The 17,374-nt window shown below is 60.6% G+C and carries 7 protein-coding genes and 7 pseudogenes; 7 read left to right on the top strand and 7 right to left on the bottom strand.

Annotated elements, in window-relative coordinates:
• From AU14_RS06820 to AU14_RS06800, 5 genes and pseudogenes are all read right to left on the bottom strand, one after another.
• Positions 1 to 1,364, bottom strand: a pseudogene (locus AU14_RS06820) (TRAP transporter large permease).
• The gene (locus AU14_RS06815; RefSeq protein WP_041339831.1) at positions 1,364 to 2,002 is read right to left on the bottom strand and encodes a TRAP transporter small permease subunit; all 639 of its coding nucleotides are present in this window, start codon (positions 2,000 to 2,002) and stop codon (positions 1,364 to 1,366) included. The pseudogene AU14_RS06820 and the gene AU14_RS06815 overlap by 1 nt, the downstream one beginning before the upstream one ends.
• Before the next feature lie 116 nt (positions 2,003 to 2,118).
• Positions 2,119 to 3,171 (bottom strand): TRAP transporter substrate-binding protein, encoded by a 1,053-nt coding sequence (locus AU14_RS06810; RefSeq protein WP_041339828.1) that lies wholly within the window; start codon positions 3,169 to 3,171, stop codon positions 2,119 to 2,121.
• Between the two features lie 329 nt (positions 3,172 to 3,500).
• Positions 3,501 to 4,912, bottom strand: a pseudogene (locus AU14_RS06805) (sigma-54 interaction domain-containing protein).
• Between the two features lie 147 nt (positions 4,913 to 5,059).
• Positions 5,060 to 7,164, bottom strand: a pseudogene (locus tag AU14_RS06800) (3-hydroxybutyrate oligomer hydrolase family protein).
• A 391-nt stretch (positions 7,165 to 7,555) separates the two neighbouring features.
• On the opposite strand from AU14_RS06800, the gene AU14_RS20950 reads away from it, so the two are divergent.
• Together AU14_RS20950 and AU14_RS20945 are read left to right on the top strand one after the other, a co-directional pair.
• Positions 7,556 to 8,134 (top strand): alpha/beta hydrolase, encoded by a 579-nt coding sequence (locus tag AU14_RS20950; RefSeq protein ID WP_236744496.1) that lies wholly within the window; start codon positions 7,556 to 7,558, stop codon positions 8,132 to 8,134.
• The gene (locus AU14_RS20945) at positions 8,134 to 8,448 is read left to right on the top strand and encodes a prolyl oligopeptidase family serine peptidase (RefSeq protein WP_236744495.1); all 315 of its coding nucleotides are present in this window, start codon (positions 8,134 to 8,136) and stop codon (positions 8,446 to 8,448) included. Before AU14_RS20950 ends, AU14_RS20945 begins: the two co-directional genes overlap by 1 nt.
• A gap of 6 nt (positions 8,449 to 8,454) precedes the next feature.
• On the opposite strand, the pseudogene AU14_RS06790 reads toward AU14_RS20945, so the two are convergent.
• A pseudogene (locus tag AU14_RS06790) lies at positions 8,455 to 8,816 on the bottom strand (DUF6164 family protein).
• 87 nt (positions 8,817 to 8,903) lie between these two features.
• Between AU14_RS06790 and AU14_RS06785 the strand changes: the two are divergent.
• From AU14_RS06785 to AU14_RS06770, 4 genes and pseudogenes are all read left to right on the top strand, one after another.
• Positions 8,904 to 10,358: a DUF2868 domain-containing protein gene (locus AU14_RS06785; RefSeq protein ID WP_041339826.1), complete on the top strand. Its 1,455-nt coding sequence runs from the start codon at positions 8,904 to 8,906 to the stop codon at positions 10,356 to 10,358.
• Positions 10,355 to 11,784: pseudogene (locus AU14_RS06780) on the top strand (GTPase/DUF3482 domain-containing protein). Before AU14_RS06785 ends, AU14_RS06780 begins: the two are co-directional and overlap by 4 nt.
• A 50-nt stretch (positions 11,785 to 11,834) precedes the next feature.
• A complete protein-coding gene (locus AU14_RS06775) occupies positions 11,835 to 12,230 on the top strand; it encodes an ectoine synthase (protein WP_041339823.1) in 396 nt (131 codons plus the stop codon).
• Positions 12,231 to 12,239: 9 nt separating this feature from the next.
• A pseudogene (locus tag AU14_RS06770) lies at positions 12,240 to 13,441 on the top strand (MFS transporter).
• 169 nt (positions 13,442 to 13,610) lie between these two features.
• Here the strand turns inward: AU14_RS06770 and AU14_RS06765 are convergent.
• A complete protein-coding gene (locus AU14_RS06765) occupies positions 13,611 to 14,786 on the bottom strand; it encodes a type III PLP-dependent enzyme (protein ID WP_041339821.1) in 1,176 nt (391 codons plus the stop codon).
• Positions 14,787 to 14,998: 212 nt separating this feature from the next.
• Between AU14_RS06765 and AU14_RS20940 the strand changes: the two are divergent.
• Positions 14,999 to 17,355, top strand: a pseudogene (locus AU14_RS20940) (fatty acid cis/trans isomerase).
• The last annotated feature ends 19 nt before the right edge of the window (positions 17,356 to 17,374 follow it).

Genomic DNA, 17,374 nt, shown 5'->3' with positions numbered 1-17,374 from the left:
TTAGTCATAAGCCACGCTTGGCAGCCAGGTCGCGATTTCCGGCACGACGAATACGATAGCCAGACCAATCAGCTGAATAATAATGAACGGAACAACGCCCCGGTAAATATCGGTCACATTGATCTCCGGCGGCGCGACACCCTTGATGTAGAAGAGGGCAAAGCCGACGGGCGGGGTCAGGAACGATGTCTGCAAACACATCGCAAACAAAATGGTGAACCACACCAGATCAAAGCCAAGCTGCTGCACTACGGGTGCTACCAGGGGCAAAATGATCAGGGTGATTTCCACCCAGTCCAGGAAGAAACCGAGCAGAAAGACACCGAACAGGATGGCAAGGACAATGCCGTAAGGGCCGAAAGGCAATCCCAGCAGGGCGTCCTCGATGACCTGGTCACCGCCGAGTCCACGCAGCACCACAGAGAAGGCAGTTGCGCCCAGGAAGATGGCAAAAATGAACGCAGCCGTGCGGGTTGTCTGCTGCATGGAGGAGTTCAGTACCTTCAGGTTCAGCCGACCTGCCATCAGTGCCAGTATCAGGCGCCCAGAGCACCAACACCGGACGCCTCCGTGGGCGTTGCTATCCCGGCAAAGATAGAGCCGAGCACGCCCAGAATCAGCGCGGCCGTTGGCACAACGGCTTTTGCCACTTCCCAGACAATACTCCAGGTTACTTTTTCCGTGCCCTCGGGCACCGGCGCGATGTGCGGCTGCAGCAGGGGACGAACCATGGCGTAGGTCACGTACATGGCACCGAGCATGAGACCGGGGAAGAACGCACCCATGAACAAATCGCCCACTGACGCTTCGGGAACCGCCAGGCGGTCGGCCATCAACACCAACATGATGGAAGGTGGAATCAAAATACCCAGGGTCCCTGTGGCACAGGCGGTGCCCACGGCAAAGCCCTTGTCATACTTGTGCTGCATCATCACCGGCAATGACAGCATGCCGAGCAACACGACGGACGCACCGATAATACCCGTGGTCGCTGCCAGCAATACGCCGATAACAATGACAGTAACCGCGTAACCGCCGCGTACAGCCCCAAACAGCTTGACCATGCTGTTCATCAGTCGCTCCGCGACTCCGGACTGGTCAAGCATGATGCCCATGAAGATAAACATGGGCAGAGCAACCAGGGTCTCGCTGTTAACAACCTTCCATATCCGCTCAGGCACAAGCCCCATGGAGGAGGAATAATCAAACCACAGGTTTGCACCAAAATTCTCGACGGCGATGACACCGACGACTGTCCAGATAACCGCGGTGCCACCCAACACCCACGCCACCGGAAAACCGGTCATCAGCAATGCCCCGAACGTCAGGAACATGCCGATCACAAAAAGGGTTTCAAGCTCCATCAGGACGCATCCTCTTTCTTATTGTCCCCGGACTCGATCCGGATTGGCTTTGGAAAACCGAACAGCAAAGCCGTTACTTTCAGCAGACGGGATAACGCAGCCAGAGTCAGCAGAATAAAAGACACGGCCAGAATGCTCTTCAGAATCCAGCGGTAGGGCAGCCCGGCGGGCGCCTGACTGGTCTCACCCTGTTCCCAGGAACTGAAGGCGTAAGGAATCATTTCGTAAACTGCCAGCCCGAGAAACGGTAACAACAGAAATAATAAGCCCAGCAGTTCAATCCAGGCCTGGCTTTTAAGAGATAGGCGCTCATGGATTACATCCACCCTGACATGATCATCGGTTACCAGGGTATAGCCCAGGCCCAAGAGCCAACCTGCGCCAGCCAGATGCCACTGAACCTCTTCCAGCGTCACCGACCCGGCGCCAAAGGCGTAACGGCCCACCACTGCATAGATGATCACACCGGTGACCACAATCCAGAGCCAGGAAGCGCTCTTGCCTATCGCAGAAATCACACCATCCATAAACTGGCTGAGCCGGGTGGTCGGAAACTCGGTGTGATGATGAATCAATTGATCGGCGTCCGACACCGATACATGCACATCGGGCGGTGAGCCTTTATCAGACACTGTCATACAACAGTTCCTCGTTCAGAAAGCCTGCCGTGAAACAAGGATGGCCCCGAAGGGCCATCCAGACTATGTACGAGAGCACCGGAATTGTGCCCGGTGCTCTGGGTCAGCCCCGAACCTTAAAGGTCCGCTGGAACATAGGCGCGGGTATCCCACACCTTGTAGGTTTCCATGAACTCCTGCTGGCTTTCGTAAACGCGCTTGAAGTCAGCATCCTTGGACGCTTCTTCTTCGAGCACTTCATTCGTCACGTCTCGCAGCTTGAGCAGAACGTCGCGGGGAATCTGGTCAGCCTGAACACCCTTGTCCTGGAATTCGGCCAGAACCTTACCGTTCTTGTACTCGCCTTCGGCCAGGCCGCGTGTGGTGGCCGCGGTGCAGGAAGCTTCAACCAGTGCCTTTTGAGCATCGGTGGTCTTGGCCCACTCATCCGCGTTGATCAGCATGTACTGAGCCGTGAACTGCTGGTGCCAGCCCGGGAACAGGTTGTACTTGACCACCTGATTGAAGCCCAAAATCTGATCGATGGCGGGCATTGAGAACTCAGTGGCATCAATCGTGCCTTTTTCCAGCGCCTGGTAGAGCTCGCCGCCGGGCATCATGGTGACAGAAGCGCCCAGTTTCTCGAGTACCTTGCCGCCCAGACCCGCGAAGCGAATCTTCAAGCCTTGATAATCCTCAAGCGATTCGATGGGCTTGGAATACCAGCCTGCTGTTTCGGGCCCGATAATGCCGCAAAGCTGCGCATGCACCTTGAAGCCCTTGTTGGCGTAGGTTTCCTGCAGCATTTCATGGCCGCCACCGTAGTAATACCAGCCAATATACGCCCAGGGTTTCATGCCAAAGGGGACAGCGGCGAACAGAGGAATCGCAGGCACTTTGCCCTGGTCGTAACCGATCCAGGTGTAACCAGCTGAGACCTTGCCGTCTGAAACCGACTGCAGAATATCGAAGGGAGGAACCAGTTTGCCTGGCTCGTAAACGCGAACCTGGATGCTGCCGTCAGAAGCGGTGGTCAGATTATCGGCAACCCAGGCGGCCGGTGAGCCAAGACCGGGCAGGTTGGTGGCGAAGGCAACGGGCATCTTCCAGCGTAGATCTTCTGCTAACGCGGAACCCGTCGTCAGGGCAATCGCACCGGCGATCCCGGTGATGGCCTTCAAAAGTTTCATTGGCAAGTCTCCTAGCATTGTTATTTTGGCTGGCCTGCAGGGTGCAACCCCAGACAGGCCTAGTCTGAGTATAGTCAGACATCGCAGGAAACAGACGGACACGGGTAATTTGGGGTCCAACAAAAGGCGTCAATCTTGTTTTCTGCGTTGTTCTGACGTCCTGCGCGTCAGTCATTGCAGACAACATGCCAACGGCGAATTTATTATTACTTTCAGTCAGTTAACGTTTCATTGGCAGGATTGCTCGGGGCCATTTTGTCCGGCAAACCGGACATATTTAGACATCAGTCGTAGGGGTTTGTACGGATGTCGGGACACGTGTCCGGAAATCAGGACAACTTCGCTAGCTTCTCGTACAACACGGAACGGGAGATCCCCAGCAACTTGGCAGCGCGGGTGCGATTACCACGGCTGGCTACCAGCGCTTCTTCGATCGCCTGAGCTTCGGCGTCAGCAGGGTTTGCGCCAGCGGTCGCACCGGTTGTGGCGTTAGAGAAGAGATCGGTCGGGCACTGCTGCGAGGCAGCACTTTGAACACGGCATCGGCGTCCAGTATTCCACCCTCTTCGCCCATGGTCAGGGCACGTTCAAGAACATTACGCAGTTCCCGAATGTTGCCCGGCCAGTCGTAACTGCCCAGGGCCGACACGCCGGCGTCGGTGATCTCGCCGCGAAGTTCAAGGCCTTCGCAGATCTCGCCTAACAATGCCTCGCACAACACACCAAGATCGGCCAACCGGTCCCGCAGGGGCGGAATGGGTATTTCCAGCACGTTAAGCCGGTAGTACAGATCCGAACGGAAACTGCCCTCGGCAATCATCGCTTCCAGATTCCGGCTGGTGGCGGCGATGACCCGCACGTCCACTCGCTCGACCTTATTCGATCCCAGCGGCTCAATTTCGCCCTCCTGAAGGGCGCGCAACAACTTGGCCTGCAACGGCAGAGGCATGTCACCGACCTCATCCAGGAACAGCGTGCCGCCATTGGCGAGCTGGAACTTACCGTCCCGGGTGCGGCGATCGGCCCCGGTGTAGGCGCCCGGCGCCACGCCAAAAAATTCCGCCTCCAGCAGATTATCCGGAATCGCGGCGACGTTAACCCCGACAAACGGCTTCTCGGCACGGGCCGATACCGTGTGAATGGCCTGGGCCAACACTTCTTTGCCGGTGCCGGTTTCACCCAACAGCAGTACCGGCATTTCGCGACCGGCAGCCAGGCGGGCCCGACGTTTGACCTCAAGGGCCGCCGGACTGGCGCCGACAAAATCGCCCAGGCTGTAACGGGTGCCACGCACCTTCTTGGCCAATGCCTTGCGGGCCGCGGCCAGATCCTGATGCAGGCGCCGATACTTGGAAACAAGGGGAGTCAGGGGTTGCAGGTCGTCATACAGCACGAACGCCACTGCACCGACGATGCGGCCGGATTCGTCGTAGTAGGGCAGCCGGGTCACCACCAGCTGCTGCTGGTTGTGCTCCATGATATCGAGCAGCAACGGCTTGCCCGACTCAACTACCTCCGGCATCCGGGTCTGCGGGATCAACTGGCGTACCGGCTTGCCAATGACCCGGGCTGGATCGCCCAGGCCAAGCAAATGGGAATAACTGCTGTTGATCCAGGTGATACGACTCTGACCGTCCACCGCAATGGCACCGGCGCTGGCTTGTTCAAACATCGGGAACAGCGCTTCGATCAGGTCACGGGTCAGTCCGTTTTTGTTCTTTTCAGAAAACAGCTCTGTCATGTACCGCGCACCATCACCGGCTTGAATGTCGTTCATCGTAAAAACCCCAGCATCCGGTGGCCCGGATGCAGTCAGGAAGTATATGGGCCCCCTTCGGTGGGGGCAAACTAAGCCGCTCCGAATGCAGCGGAGCGGCCAAGAACCGGTTTAGTCCGGGATACGCAGCTGGTTGTCCACAAACAGAATGCGGTCTTCATCGGCCGGATTCGGATCAATTGCGGGCAAATTCTGGGCAGATAGCGGCGTGCCGATATCGCCACGTGGCTGGGTTCGAACCACCTGGCTCGGAGGTAGGGGCTGGCGATGCTTAAGCTTTGCCCACACCAGATCCAGCGCCTGGAAGTAGTAGTGGTGCAGCGGCACGTAGCGGTCGGCCAGACCAGGGAAGCCATTGAGCACATCCAGATGGTGGGCATTGAGGATCTCGTAATAGCGCAGATTACTCCGGCGGCCCTCAACCTTCTGGTTCAGGCCCACGTATGGACGTGAGGTGTGGTTGATAGGCAGGATGGCATCGGCCCGGCCGGTTACGAACACCGCGGGTTTGCGGCGAAGGTTGCCAGAGGCACGGATCCGGGCAATACCCTTGGCAATGGCACGGGCCTGTTCGTCGGCGTCGCCATTGAGTTGCCCCCCAGTCACAACATCACGGCCTTCAGCGAGACTGCGCAGACACAGCAGGGCATCCAGACCGTAATCCTGTTGGCTGGAGCTAGGTGAGGCGCTGACCGCCAGGTTGGTGGGTTGCCCTGCCGCACCGTCGTAAACCAGGTTTACCCCCGCCGTCGGCGGAATCCCGTTACTGGCCGAGAACAGCGCAGCTTCTGTGGCCGGGGCCAGCGGGGTCACCGCACCGGCGACATCGGTCGCGGCCAGGCTGAGATCACAGAGCCTGTCCTCAACCCCGGCCCGGGCGTAGGCATTGGCGTAGGTCATGGAAATGCCCTGGGCCACGGCGAGGCCAAAGTGCACCGGTGCCAGCAGGTTCTGCTCCGGCTGAATGCCAAAGTCCTCGTTGAGAATCCGCAAAGCATCGGTGGCACGCTCATCCAGGGTTGCGCCCGCGACCAGGCCTTTGTTCGCCAGGGCATGACAGATGTTTTCGCCAATGCCCGGAGGGTTGAACACCGCGTTCAAGGGAGCGCTGTCGCGGACCGCCGGTGCCTGGTTGGCACAACCCTGGTACACCGCCAGTGCGGTGGTGTAGTCCAGCAGGCTGCGGCTGTGTTCGGTGATCACCGGTCCGTCACCCTGGCGAATGGTGAAGCGCCGATCCACCCGCGGGTTCACGTTCGGCTCGGACACCGCGATGCCATCAATCAGCCCCCACCAATCCTGTTCTGCGGCACGCACCGAAGCGCCGCCGCCATTGGAGACACTGGAAGCAATCACCAGGGTGTTTTTCGGTTTCAGGGTAATCAGGGTTTTGCCGTTACCCAGCGTGCGGCCAAATTTTTCATTCAGCACATAAAAGCCGAAGCGGATGGACTGGAGTACATGGCGGCCCCAGCGCGCTTCCGGATTGGCTTTGGAGTGGGCGTGTTTAAACGCCATCCGGTCAGGCCAGACGGCGCTGAAATCCGCTCGCGCCGAATCGGACAGGTCGGCCCTAAACTGCACCGGCTGCCCGGACTCGGTCAGGGTGCCGTTCAATTGCTGGGCGGCATTGGTTTCCAGATTATGGGAACCGGTGCCGGTGCCCTTGTCGGTGTAGACCACGGCACAGCCTTTTTTAAGGCCCCACTCACCGGCGGTGCCAATGGCGCCATAGATACCCCGGGACCCAGACGACGGCGCGGTGATCATGCAGGCGTTACGCGGATCAAAACTGGCCGGTACCTGAACCATCACCGTCACGGGCACATTGCTGCCGCGGACTTTCATGAAGGCCCGATATTCATCGCCGGCAATCAGCCCCTCACCATCGGCATCGACACCGGGACCGAAAAATACGCCGTAGCCACCGCCAGGCGCGGTATCCACCAAGGCCCGGTAGTTGTTGTAAATAGCCAATCGGCGCAGTTCCGCCGGTGTCGGTGCCAGCGGATCATCGAATGCAGCGCGGGCCCGGCCAGCCCGGATGCGCCGAGACCGGCGGTGAGCAGGTCGTCGGTGACGCCATCGAAAGAGGTCTGCTCAACGTCACCCTGAATGAATCTGGGCAAGGTGTTGAACGGGAAGTAGCCTTTGGCCCAGGCACTAGAGGCAAACACGGAGGCACCGAGCACGATGCCCAGCAGGATTCGTTTCATTGTCGTTCCTTGTTTGTTGTTGTTAACGAACGGGTCATGCCCGTGGGCTCCAGCCCAGTAGGTGTTATGCGTATCCTGTGCCAACCGTCCAACTCGCTGTTTTTAAGTAATAAATTCAAGCCAGCTTTGAATTCAGGTAGAGAAAAGGTGAAAACAATCCGGAAATCCGGACAGCTGCAGAGCAACCGGGGCGCGCAAAAGCCCCGGACAGGGCGGCAAGGCGGTCTGTCCGACATTCCGGACACCGTATGGAGAATCGGACAATCGGTCGTCATCGGTAGGAAAAAAACGCCGGCTGCATCCGGCCGTCAGCCAGAGTCGTACTATTGGTCATTGACCATTAGGGACGAGAGGAAGCGATGATTCAAAACCGATCCAGCTGACCCGCCGGATGCTGACCGGGCTGCTGGGCGGGCTGCTGGGCGGGCTGCTGGGAAGTGTGGCGCTATTAGCAGGCTGCTCAACCCACACCAATGCACCCGGCACCGAGGCGGCCCTTGACCAAACCGGGTACACGGTGGAACGGGATCTGCGCTTCTCCCCCGACGGTTGGCCTCAGGCCCTGTACGCCGATCTTTACCTGCCCGAACAATCGACACCGAGGCCAGTGGTATTGATGGTGCACGGCGGCGGCTGGGAACGCCGGTCCCGGGAGGACATGGACTGGATTGCCGAGGAGCTGGCCAGTCACGGCTTTGCGGTACTGAACATCGACTACCGTTTTGCGCCCAACTTTACCTTCCCGGCCCAGTTGCATGATTTGCAGGTGGCTCGGACCTGGCTGAACCAGGCCGCCGACCGATACCGCCTGGACACCTCGGCAGTCAGTGGCTTTGGTTTTTCCTCCGGTGCGCATCTGGTGGCGCTGCTGGCCGTGGTTGCCAGTACCGACAGTGAACTGAACCAGCCTATGGCGGGCCGGACACCGCGCTGGAAGCAGTGGCGGTGGGCGGGCTGCCTTCTGATCTGATGGCATTCGACTCAGGCCGTTTGATCCGCCAGTTCCTGGGTGGCAGTGAGCAGGACATTCCAGAGACGTACCGCAAGGCGTCCCCCATCACTCACGTCTCGCGCCAGGCGCCGCCATTCTTTCTGTTTCACGGCACCATGGATTCCTTGGTGCCGATCCGACAGGCAGAGGCCTTTCGCGACACCCTGGACGAACACAGCGTCGACACCGAACTTTTCCGGATGCACCTGCGCGGCCACATCACCAGCTTTCTCACCGCCGGTGATGCCGTAGACGCGGCTATCCGTTTCCTGGCTCGGAAAGGCGACAGCTAACCTGGATCAGCCCAGGCGCACGAAAGGCAGCAGGCTGACCCCGGCAATCACCACGATGGCAATCACCGCCGCCAGGGTACGGACCGGGCGCCGTCGGATCATCGACCAGATGCCCCCGGCTTCACCGGCGGCCAGACTGGCTCATACGCTTGTCGCTGGGTCTGCAGACGCTGACGCTGGTATTCGTCCAACAACGCCCGGGCGCGGACAGCCTCGTCGTCATCATGGACCCAGAAGCCCCCCATGCTAATGCCCCACTTGCTCGGCGGAGTCTCGTAGTAGCGAATCTCGTGGTCTTCAAACAGTGCCCGGATTTCGTCGGCCTCGTCGTCGGGCACGTGGCGCAGGTTCATCAGGTGATGGGGCATGGCAGCTCGTTAATTGGTATCGGTGGCCGGAATCCCTATATCCTAACATCAACGGATGAGACACCGAATTCACCACCGGGATACTGCATGACGGACAGCCCCCTCCGACTGCTGCTGGATTTCGATGCCCGCAGCCAGCGAGACCAGGATCAGCCACCGGCGTTCCTGCACCGCCGCGATCGCAAATTCGCCCTGACGTGCGCGGAGCAGGGCCAGGCCCCGAATGCCCGGCGCTGGCTTGAGCACATGGCGCGTCTGAGCGGTCCCGGCAGCAAAGCCAGCGCCGGCCAGAAAACCCTGCGTCTCTGGCGCCGGATCAATACCGGCTTTGCCTTCGGGGGTACGGTGTTCGGCTGCCTGACCATGCTCGGACTTCTGTTCTACGAGGGCGGCCAACGCATCAACATCACCGTTATCCTGGCGTTCGTCGCGCTCCAGTTGCTGCTGGCCCTGTTCACCACCGCCCAGTCATTGGTCGGCTGGCAGCCCTGGCGCTGGCTGCTGCGGCGGCTAGCACCAGAGCGCAATTCCGAAACCAGGTCCCGACTTCAGCCTATGCTGATGGCCCGGGCGGCCCAACTGGGCGGCGTCAGCTTCGCGGTGACCGGCGTGCTGACGCTGCTATTGATGGTGGTAGTGCAGGATCTGGCGTTCGGCTGGAGCACCACCCTGGACACCGGCGCCAGCAGCTACCATCAACTGCTGACCACCCTGGCTGCGCCTTGGGCAGCACTCTGGCCTGCCGCAGTGCCGGATCTGGCCCTGGTGGAGGCAACCCGGTTCTTTCGGACCGGGGCTGGCGCCGGTACAGACACCATTGCGCCGGAACGCTGGGGCCAATGGTGGCCCTTTGTCACCATGCTCTGGGTCAGCTGGGTGCTGACACCCAGACTGCTGCTATTCCTGGCATCAATCCTGTTGTTGCGCCGCAAGGCGCGCCAGCTGCTGGTCAACCATCCGGCCATGCACGCGCTGCTGTACCGGATGGAGACGCCAACCCTGGATACCGGCAACCACCACAACGATGCCGCCGATCTGCCCGACACCGACACCCAGACAAGCCTGCAGCCGCTGCCCGACAGCAATCTGCTGTTGTGCTGGGCTGGCGCCGGCGAACCGGCGCTGCCGCAGACCTTGGTCAGCGAACAGACCCAACTGTTCCGGGCCGGGGGCCGTGCCAGCTTGGCCGAAGACCAGGCGGCACTGGCCGACATTGCCAATCAACTAGCCGCAAATCCGGAACCGGCAGTGATTGTAATAACCCGCAGCTGGGAGCCACCCACCGGTGAACTGGAGGATTTTCTTGCCAGCGCCCGCGAGCTCTGGCCCACCGGAACCCGGGTCGCACTGGTGCCACTGAGTCTGGACAGCGAAAGGGAACCGGAGCCGCACCAGCTCAGCCAATGGCTGCGCTTCGCCGATCGGCTGGGCACCGGCTTTGCCAGTGTCAGTGTACCGCGCCTGCACTGGCGGGATCCGCACGCTGCCTTGAACGCCGACGCCAGGCTTGAGCCGGGCACAGAATCCAGGAAATTGACATGATCACCGCACCGGTCTTTGCCGTCGTCGGCCACCCCAACAAGGGCAAATCCAGCGTCGTGGCCACCTTGTCCCAGAACGATGCCATTGCCATAGCCCTCGAGCCCGGTACTACCCGCCAGCGCCAGGCCTATCCGCTCAGCGTAGACGGCCACACCCTGTATACCCTCGTGGACACACCCGGTTTCCAGCGCCCACGCCGGGTACTGGAATGGCTGCAGGCCCACAGCGTATCCGCCTCCGATCATGCCCAAACCGTGCAGGCCTTTGTCACCCAGCACCGGGGCGATGGCCGGTTCACCGACGAATGCGAACTGCTGGCGCCCTTGATTGACGGCGCCGGCATCATCTACGTGTCGATGGCTCGGTGCCCTACAGCGCCGAACACGAAGCAGAGATGACCATCCTGCGCTGGACCGGTCGCCCCAGCCTGGCGCTGATCAACAGTATCGGCAGCGACGACCACAGCGACAGTTGGCAGGCTGCGCTCGGCCAATTCTTCCAGGTCGTCCGGAAATTCGACGCCGTTCGCGCCCCGTTTGAGCAACATCTCGGACTTTTACGCGCTTTCGGTCAGCTCGAACCAGACTGGGAAGCACCTCTGGCGCAGGCCACGGATTTCCTCTCAGATCAGCGCCTGAAACGCCGCAGTCAGTCAGCGGCGATCATCGCCCGGGCCCTGGAAGACCTGATGGCGTACCAGGAAAAACGCACCCTGACCCAGAATCAGAGCGCCGGCACCAGTGACGACACCCTGGCCGAACAACTGCGCCAACGCTGGTACCGGCACCAACGGCAACGGGAACAGACCCTGCGCATCGACATAGAGCACCTGTACCAGCACCAACGCATCCAGCGCCAGGAGGCGGAACTGGAGTGGCACAACGAACACGACCTGTTCTCCGAGGACAGCCGCCGGACCTGGTCGGTCAGCAAGCGTTACCTGGCAACCGCCGGGTTCGGGGCCGGCGCGGTCGGTGGTGCCGGACTCGATGCCCTGACCCTGGGCCACTCCCTCGGGGCCGGGGCCTTGGTCGGAGGGCTGATCGGCGCCGCCGGTAGTTACTTCTACGGCGACCGGTTGATGCTGCCAGCCCTGCACATCGGGGCCCTGCAGGACGGACTGCAAACCGCCACCTTCGGACCTGTACAGGACAGTCAGTTCGGCTATGTTGTATTGGGTAGGGCGGTGGATCACTGGTGGCACATCAGCCAACGCAACCACGCCGGACGCGAGCTTCTGGATCTGGAACCAGCAGACCACCACTGGCTCGAACAGCTCGACCGGGGTAGCCGACAAGCCATTCAGCAGGTCTTCGACAAACGCCGAAAGCAGCGGCCACTGGACGACCGCCAACGGCAGAAATTCATCGCCGCCATCGAACAAGGCATGGCCGCCTACGACGACTGGCGGTTGAATCGGACATAACAGGGATGTTTATACTGTTAGGCTGTTCCATCACACAATGGGGAATGTGAATGAAAATTGTACGAGTGCAAGACATCATTGGTACCGAACGCGAAGTCACCGGCCCGGGCTGGACCAGCCGCCGGATGCTGTTGAAAAAAGACGGCATGGGTTTCTCATTCCACGAGACCATCATTCCCGCCGGTGCGGTACTGAACCTCTGGTACAAGCACCACCTGGAAGCGGTCTACTGCGTCGCCGGTAACGGCAAGATTCTGGACAAGGCTACCGGTGAGACCCACGAAATCACCGACGGCACCCTGTACGCACTCGACAAGCACGATCAGCACACCCTGTACGGCGGCACCGAAGACATGCGCCTGATCTGTTCCTTCAACCCGCCGGTTACCGGCCGCGAAGTGCACGACGAAGACGGCGCCTACCTGCCGGACACTGGCGAAGACTGATCTTAAACTGTGGCTGAACCACGCGCCACAACCACACCGCCACCGCCAGCGCGACTGCTGCCGGTGGCGGTGTTGCTTTGGTTGGCCGGGGTTTACCTGCGCGTTCCGGTGCTGGTGGCGCCGCCGCTGGCACCGTTCATCAGCGACGAACTGGCGCTGTCCCAGGCTTTAACGGGCGCACTGACCACCCTGCCTATCCTGATGCTGGCCGTCGGCTCCATGCCCGGCTCTCTCTCCATCGCTCGCATCGGCCCCCGCAACACCTTGGCTCTGGCCATGGTTATCATGGTAATCGCTCCGCCGGCCGCGGCCTGGTGCCCGACACCCTGAGCCTGATGATTGCCAGCGCCGTGATGGGCTTCGGGGTATCCATGATGCAGCCGGCACTGCCGGCCTTGCTGCCACGCTGGCTGGAACCACACCATCTGGCGCTGGGCTCGGCGATCTACATGAACGGCATGCTGATGGGCGAATTCATTGGTGCTGGCATTACCCTGCCGGTACTGATGCCACTGCTCGATAACAGTTGGCGCGCCACTCTGGTGGCCTGGTCATTACCGGCCCTGCTGGTGGCTGCCGCCCTGTTCCTGCCGAAACGGGACCGGGCCCGACCGGTCCGCAAACCCGCTTGGCTGCCCGACTGGCACAACCCGCTCACGCTCCGGCTGGGCCTGCTACTGGGCCTGTCCGGCAGCCTGTTCTTCGGCCTCAACGCCTACATGGCCAACCTGCTGGAATCCCAGGGCCAGCTCGACAAGCTGCCCGAGGCCCTGTTCTGGTACAACCTGGCCCAGGTGGCCGCGTCCCTAATCATGCTCAAAATGGCCCGGCGCTGGGTCGGCCGCCGGGAAATCATCGCCACCCTGGCCAGCATCGCCCTCATCGGCGCCATCGGCGCGGTCGTCACCAGTGGCTGGTGGTCCATCATCAGCGCCACCCTCATGAGCCTGGTCGCCGGAATGCTACTGATCCTGCTGGTGGCCATCCCACCGCTGGTGGTCTCCGCCGCTGAAACCGGCCGCCTGTCCGCCGGCACTTTCTTGGTCGGCTACACCGTCGCCTTCGTCGTCCCCATGACCGGTGGCCTCGTGGCGGACTGGACCGGTGACGCCCGCCACGCCCTGCTGATGATGATCGGCTATGGCCTACTGGTGCTGCCCCTGGCCTTCACCCTCGATCTGGAACGAAAAAAGGGCCAGCCCGAAAGCTGACCCTTTCAAAAGAACGCCCCACCCAAGCCAAAAAGCCGTGGGGTGGGGGTTCATTTCCGCCGTGAAAAAGATGTCTGAGCGCAGCGAGTTACTTTTCCCAGAGGAAATGAACCCCGCCCCGCGGCCCTCTCTGTTTAGAAGGCCGCTCCAGCCCAAGCGACACCCCGCCTTAGATGTAATAATCCTTCAACGGAGGAAACCCATTGAACTCCACCGCACTGTAAGTCGTGGTGTAGGCACCAGTCGACAACCAGTACATCCGGTCACCAATCGCCAGGTTCAGCGGCAGCGGATACTTGTGATGCTCGTACATGATGTCCGCACTGTCGCAAGTAGGACCAGCAATCACACAGTCCTCGCCTTCACCGACCTTGTCGGTCCAGATCGGAAACTTGATCGCTTCATCCAGCGTCTCAATCAGGCCCGAGAACTTACCCACATCAGTAAACACCCAGCGGTGCAGGGCAGTACGCGACTTACGGGAAATCAGCACCACCTCACTGACCAGCACACCGGCGTTGGAAATCAGCGACCGGCCCGGCTCAATAATGATCTCCGGCAAATCGGCACCAAAATCCTCGTGCAGGAATCGGGCAATCTCCTCCGCGTACACCTTCAGCTCATTGGTACGCGTGATGTAGTTGGCCGGAAAACCGCCACCCATGTTGATCATCTTCAACTCGATGCCGTCTTCTTCACGCAGACGCTCGAAAATCACCTTCACCTTGCTCAGAGCCGCGTCCCAGGCACCGATTTCGCGCTGTTGCGAACCCACGTGGAACGACACACCGTAAGGCACCAGGCCCAGATCACGAGCCAGAATCAGCAGATCCATGGCCATATCCGTCTGACAACCAAACTTGCGGGACAGCGGCCAATCTGCCGTCAACGTGCCTTCGGTCAGGATACGCACATACACCTTGGAGCCCGGAGCCGCCTTGGCAATGTTGCGCAGATCCGCTTCCGAATCCGTGGCGAACATACGCACACCCTTCTCGTAGAAGGTACGAATGTCCTTCGACTTCTTAATGGTGTTGCCATAGCTGATTCGATCACCGGTCACGCCCAGAGCCAAAACCTTTTCCAGCTCATACACCGACGCGATATCAAAACTGGCACCCTTGTCCCGCAGCATGGTCAGAACCTGCTGGGCCGGATTGGCTTTTACCGCGTAATACACCTTGGCGTACGGAAAGCCTTCCACCAGCTCGTTGTACTGACGGTCAATGGTGGCAGTGTCGATCACCACAAACGGCGTTTCCTTGCCGTCGGCAAAGGTTTTGATGCGCTTAAACGTCTCGGCGTCGTAGTAATCGGCGATGTTGGCGTTGGCTGACTCGGTCATGGATAGTGTTTCCCTCCAATGGGCACACAGACATAAAAAAGGGGCACCACAGCATGGCTGCAGTCCCCCGGAATTGGCGCGATCATCGGGCTTTTTCGGGGTTCCGGATATGAGCATATCTACCCATAACCGAGCGCTTCCGGCACACTGACCGAGATCACCGGTCGAGACGGTAAAACCAGATTACTAACAGGCTGATTTAGAAAGGGAGTTTGAGCGTGGCAAAAGCATTTGCATTGGTATTTCTGGGCCTTATTCTGCTCAGTGGCTGTGCTGAAACTGTCGCCCCGCCCGAGACCGAGGCTCTGCCGACGCCCACCCAGACTCCCGTCAGTTTTAACGAACACGTCCGGCCAATCCTGGAAACCAAATGCCTGGCCTGCCACAGCTGTTTCGATGCCCCCTGCCAGCTGAAAATGGAATACTCCGACGGCCTGATCCGGGGCGCCCACCCGCAAAGTGTTTACAACGGCACTCGGTTGGAAAAACAGGCCACCACCCGCCTCGGCATCGACGCCGACACCGAACAACAGTGGCGGGACCTGGGCTTTTATTCCGTGTTGGCCCGGGGCGACCAGACCCGCAGCCTGTTCGAGAACATGATCCGCCTGGGCAAGCGCCACGACTTTGCCCCTAACAGCAAGCTACCGGAAGACATTGAGCTGGGCCTGTCCCGGAGCAATCAATGTGTCAGCAACAACAACTTTGCCGACTACGCCGACGACCATCCCTATGAGGGCATGCCCCTGGCGGTCGCCGGCCTGAGCGACGACGAGTACGCCACACTGACCGGCTGGCTCAGTCAGGGCGGCGCCATCAGCCCGCTGATCCTGGAAACCAGCGCTCAGGAACAGAGCCACATCAAGCGCTGGGAAAACTGGCTTAACGGCGAGTCTGGGCGCCAACAGCTGGTCAGCCGCTGGCTGTACGAACATCTGTACCTGGCGCACCTGTACTTCGAGGATGCCGGCGCCGACACCCGGTTCTTCGAGCTCGTGCGCTCACACACCCCGCCGGGGCAGCCGATCGACATCATCGCCACCCGCCGGCCCAACGACGCGCCCAATGGCCCGCTGTACTACCGGATCAGACCGGTTGCCGGCAGCATCGTGCACAAACGCCACATCACCTTCGCCTTTGGGCCCGAAGCCTTCAAGCGCACCCGCAGCCTGTTCGAAGCCACAGACTGGCGAGTGGAAAGCCTGCCCGACTACAGCCGGGCCAGCCGCGCCAATCCGTTTGCCACCTTCGCCGCGATACCGGCCCGTGCCCGCTACCAGTTTATGCTGGACAACGCCGAGTACTTTACCCGCACCTTCATCCGTGGCCCGGTATGCCGGGGCCAGATCGCCACCGACGTCATCCGCGATCACTTCTGGACGGTGTTCCACGATCCCGACGATGACCTGTTCATCACCGACGCCGACTACCGGGAATCGGTTACGCCCTTACTGGCACTGCCGGGCCAGGACAACGACCTGCTCGACCTGGGTGACAACTGGAGTCTTTACCGCGGCAAGCGCAACCGCTACACCGAGCTGCGCAACCAGGCCTACCGCAACAGCTATCCTGACGGTGCCGCCCTGGACCACATCTGGGACGGCGATGGCAACAACACCAACGCCCTGCTGACCATCTTCAGGCATCACGACAATGCCTCAGTGCAACGCGGCTGATCGGCCAGGTTCCGCTGACCAGCTGGTGGATGGATTACCCGCTGTTCGAGCGCACCTATTACGAGCTGGTGGTGAACTTTGATGTGTTTGGCACGATCGCCCACCAGGCCCAGACTCGCCTGTACTTCGATCTGATCCGCAATGGCGGCGAGCAGAATTACCTGCGGCTGATTCCCCCGGGTGAACGCAACCGGGTGCTGGAACGCTGGTACCAGGGTGCGGGCAATCTCAAGCTCGATTTCAGCTACGCGGAGATGGAGAACACCGCGCCGTCCCAGGTGCCCTTCGCCACGAGTGCCTATAACGCAGAACTGGGCGCCCGCCTGCTGCTGAATTTCCACCAGCTCAACGCCGAACGGGACGACCCGATTAACCGCTGCGGGGGCAAAGAGTGCGGGCGTAAGAACGAGGCACCGTGGGTTCAGCAGGCCGATCGCCAGCTCTCCACCCTGGCCGCCACCCGCGCCGAGTTCCTGCCGGCAATCCGTTTCCTGCCCAACGTCACCTTCGTGCGGGTCTGGACCGAGCAGGGCGAGCGCACGGTCTACACCCTGATCCGTGACCGCGCCCACGAAAACGTCGCCTTCCTGTTCAATGAGGATTTGCGCTACCAGCCCGAGGACGACCAGCTCACCATCTACCCGGGCATCATCGGCAGCTACCCGAACTTCATGTTCGATGTGCCGGCATCCCAGCTCAAGCTCTTCACTGAACGCCTGGCGGCCCTGACCACCGACCAGCAGGGCAAGTTCGACCGCCTGGTGAGCCTGTGGGGGGTTCGTCGCACTCATCCCCGGTTCTGGGAGACCCTGCACGACATCACTCAATGGCAGCGCGAAAACCAGCCACTGCAAGCCGGCATCTTCGACATCAATCGCTACAAGAACCTGTAACCGGCTTTGGCGCGCCTGG

This window comes from Marinobacter similis (genome assembly GCF_000830985.1).
Lineage (GTDB): Bacteria > Pseudomonadota > Gammaproteobacteria > Pseudomonadales > Oleiphilaceae > Marinobacter > Marinobacter similis.
Note: the sequence above shows the minus strand (reverse complement) of the source record. Positions and strands in the feature narration are given on the sequence as shown.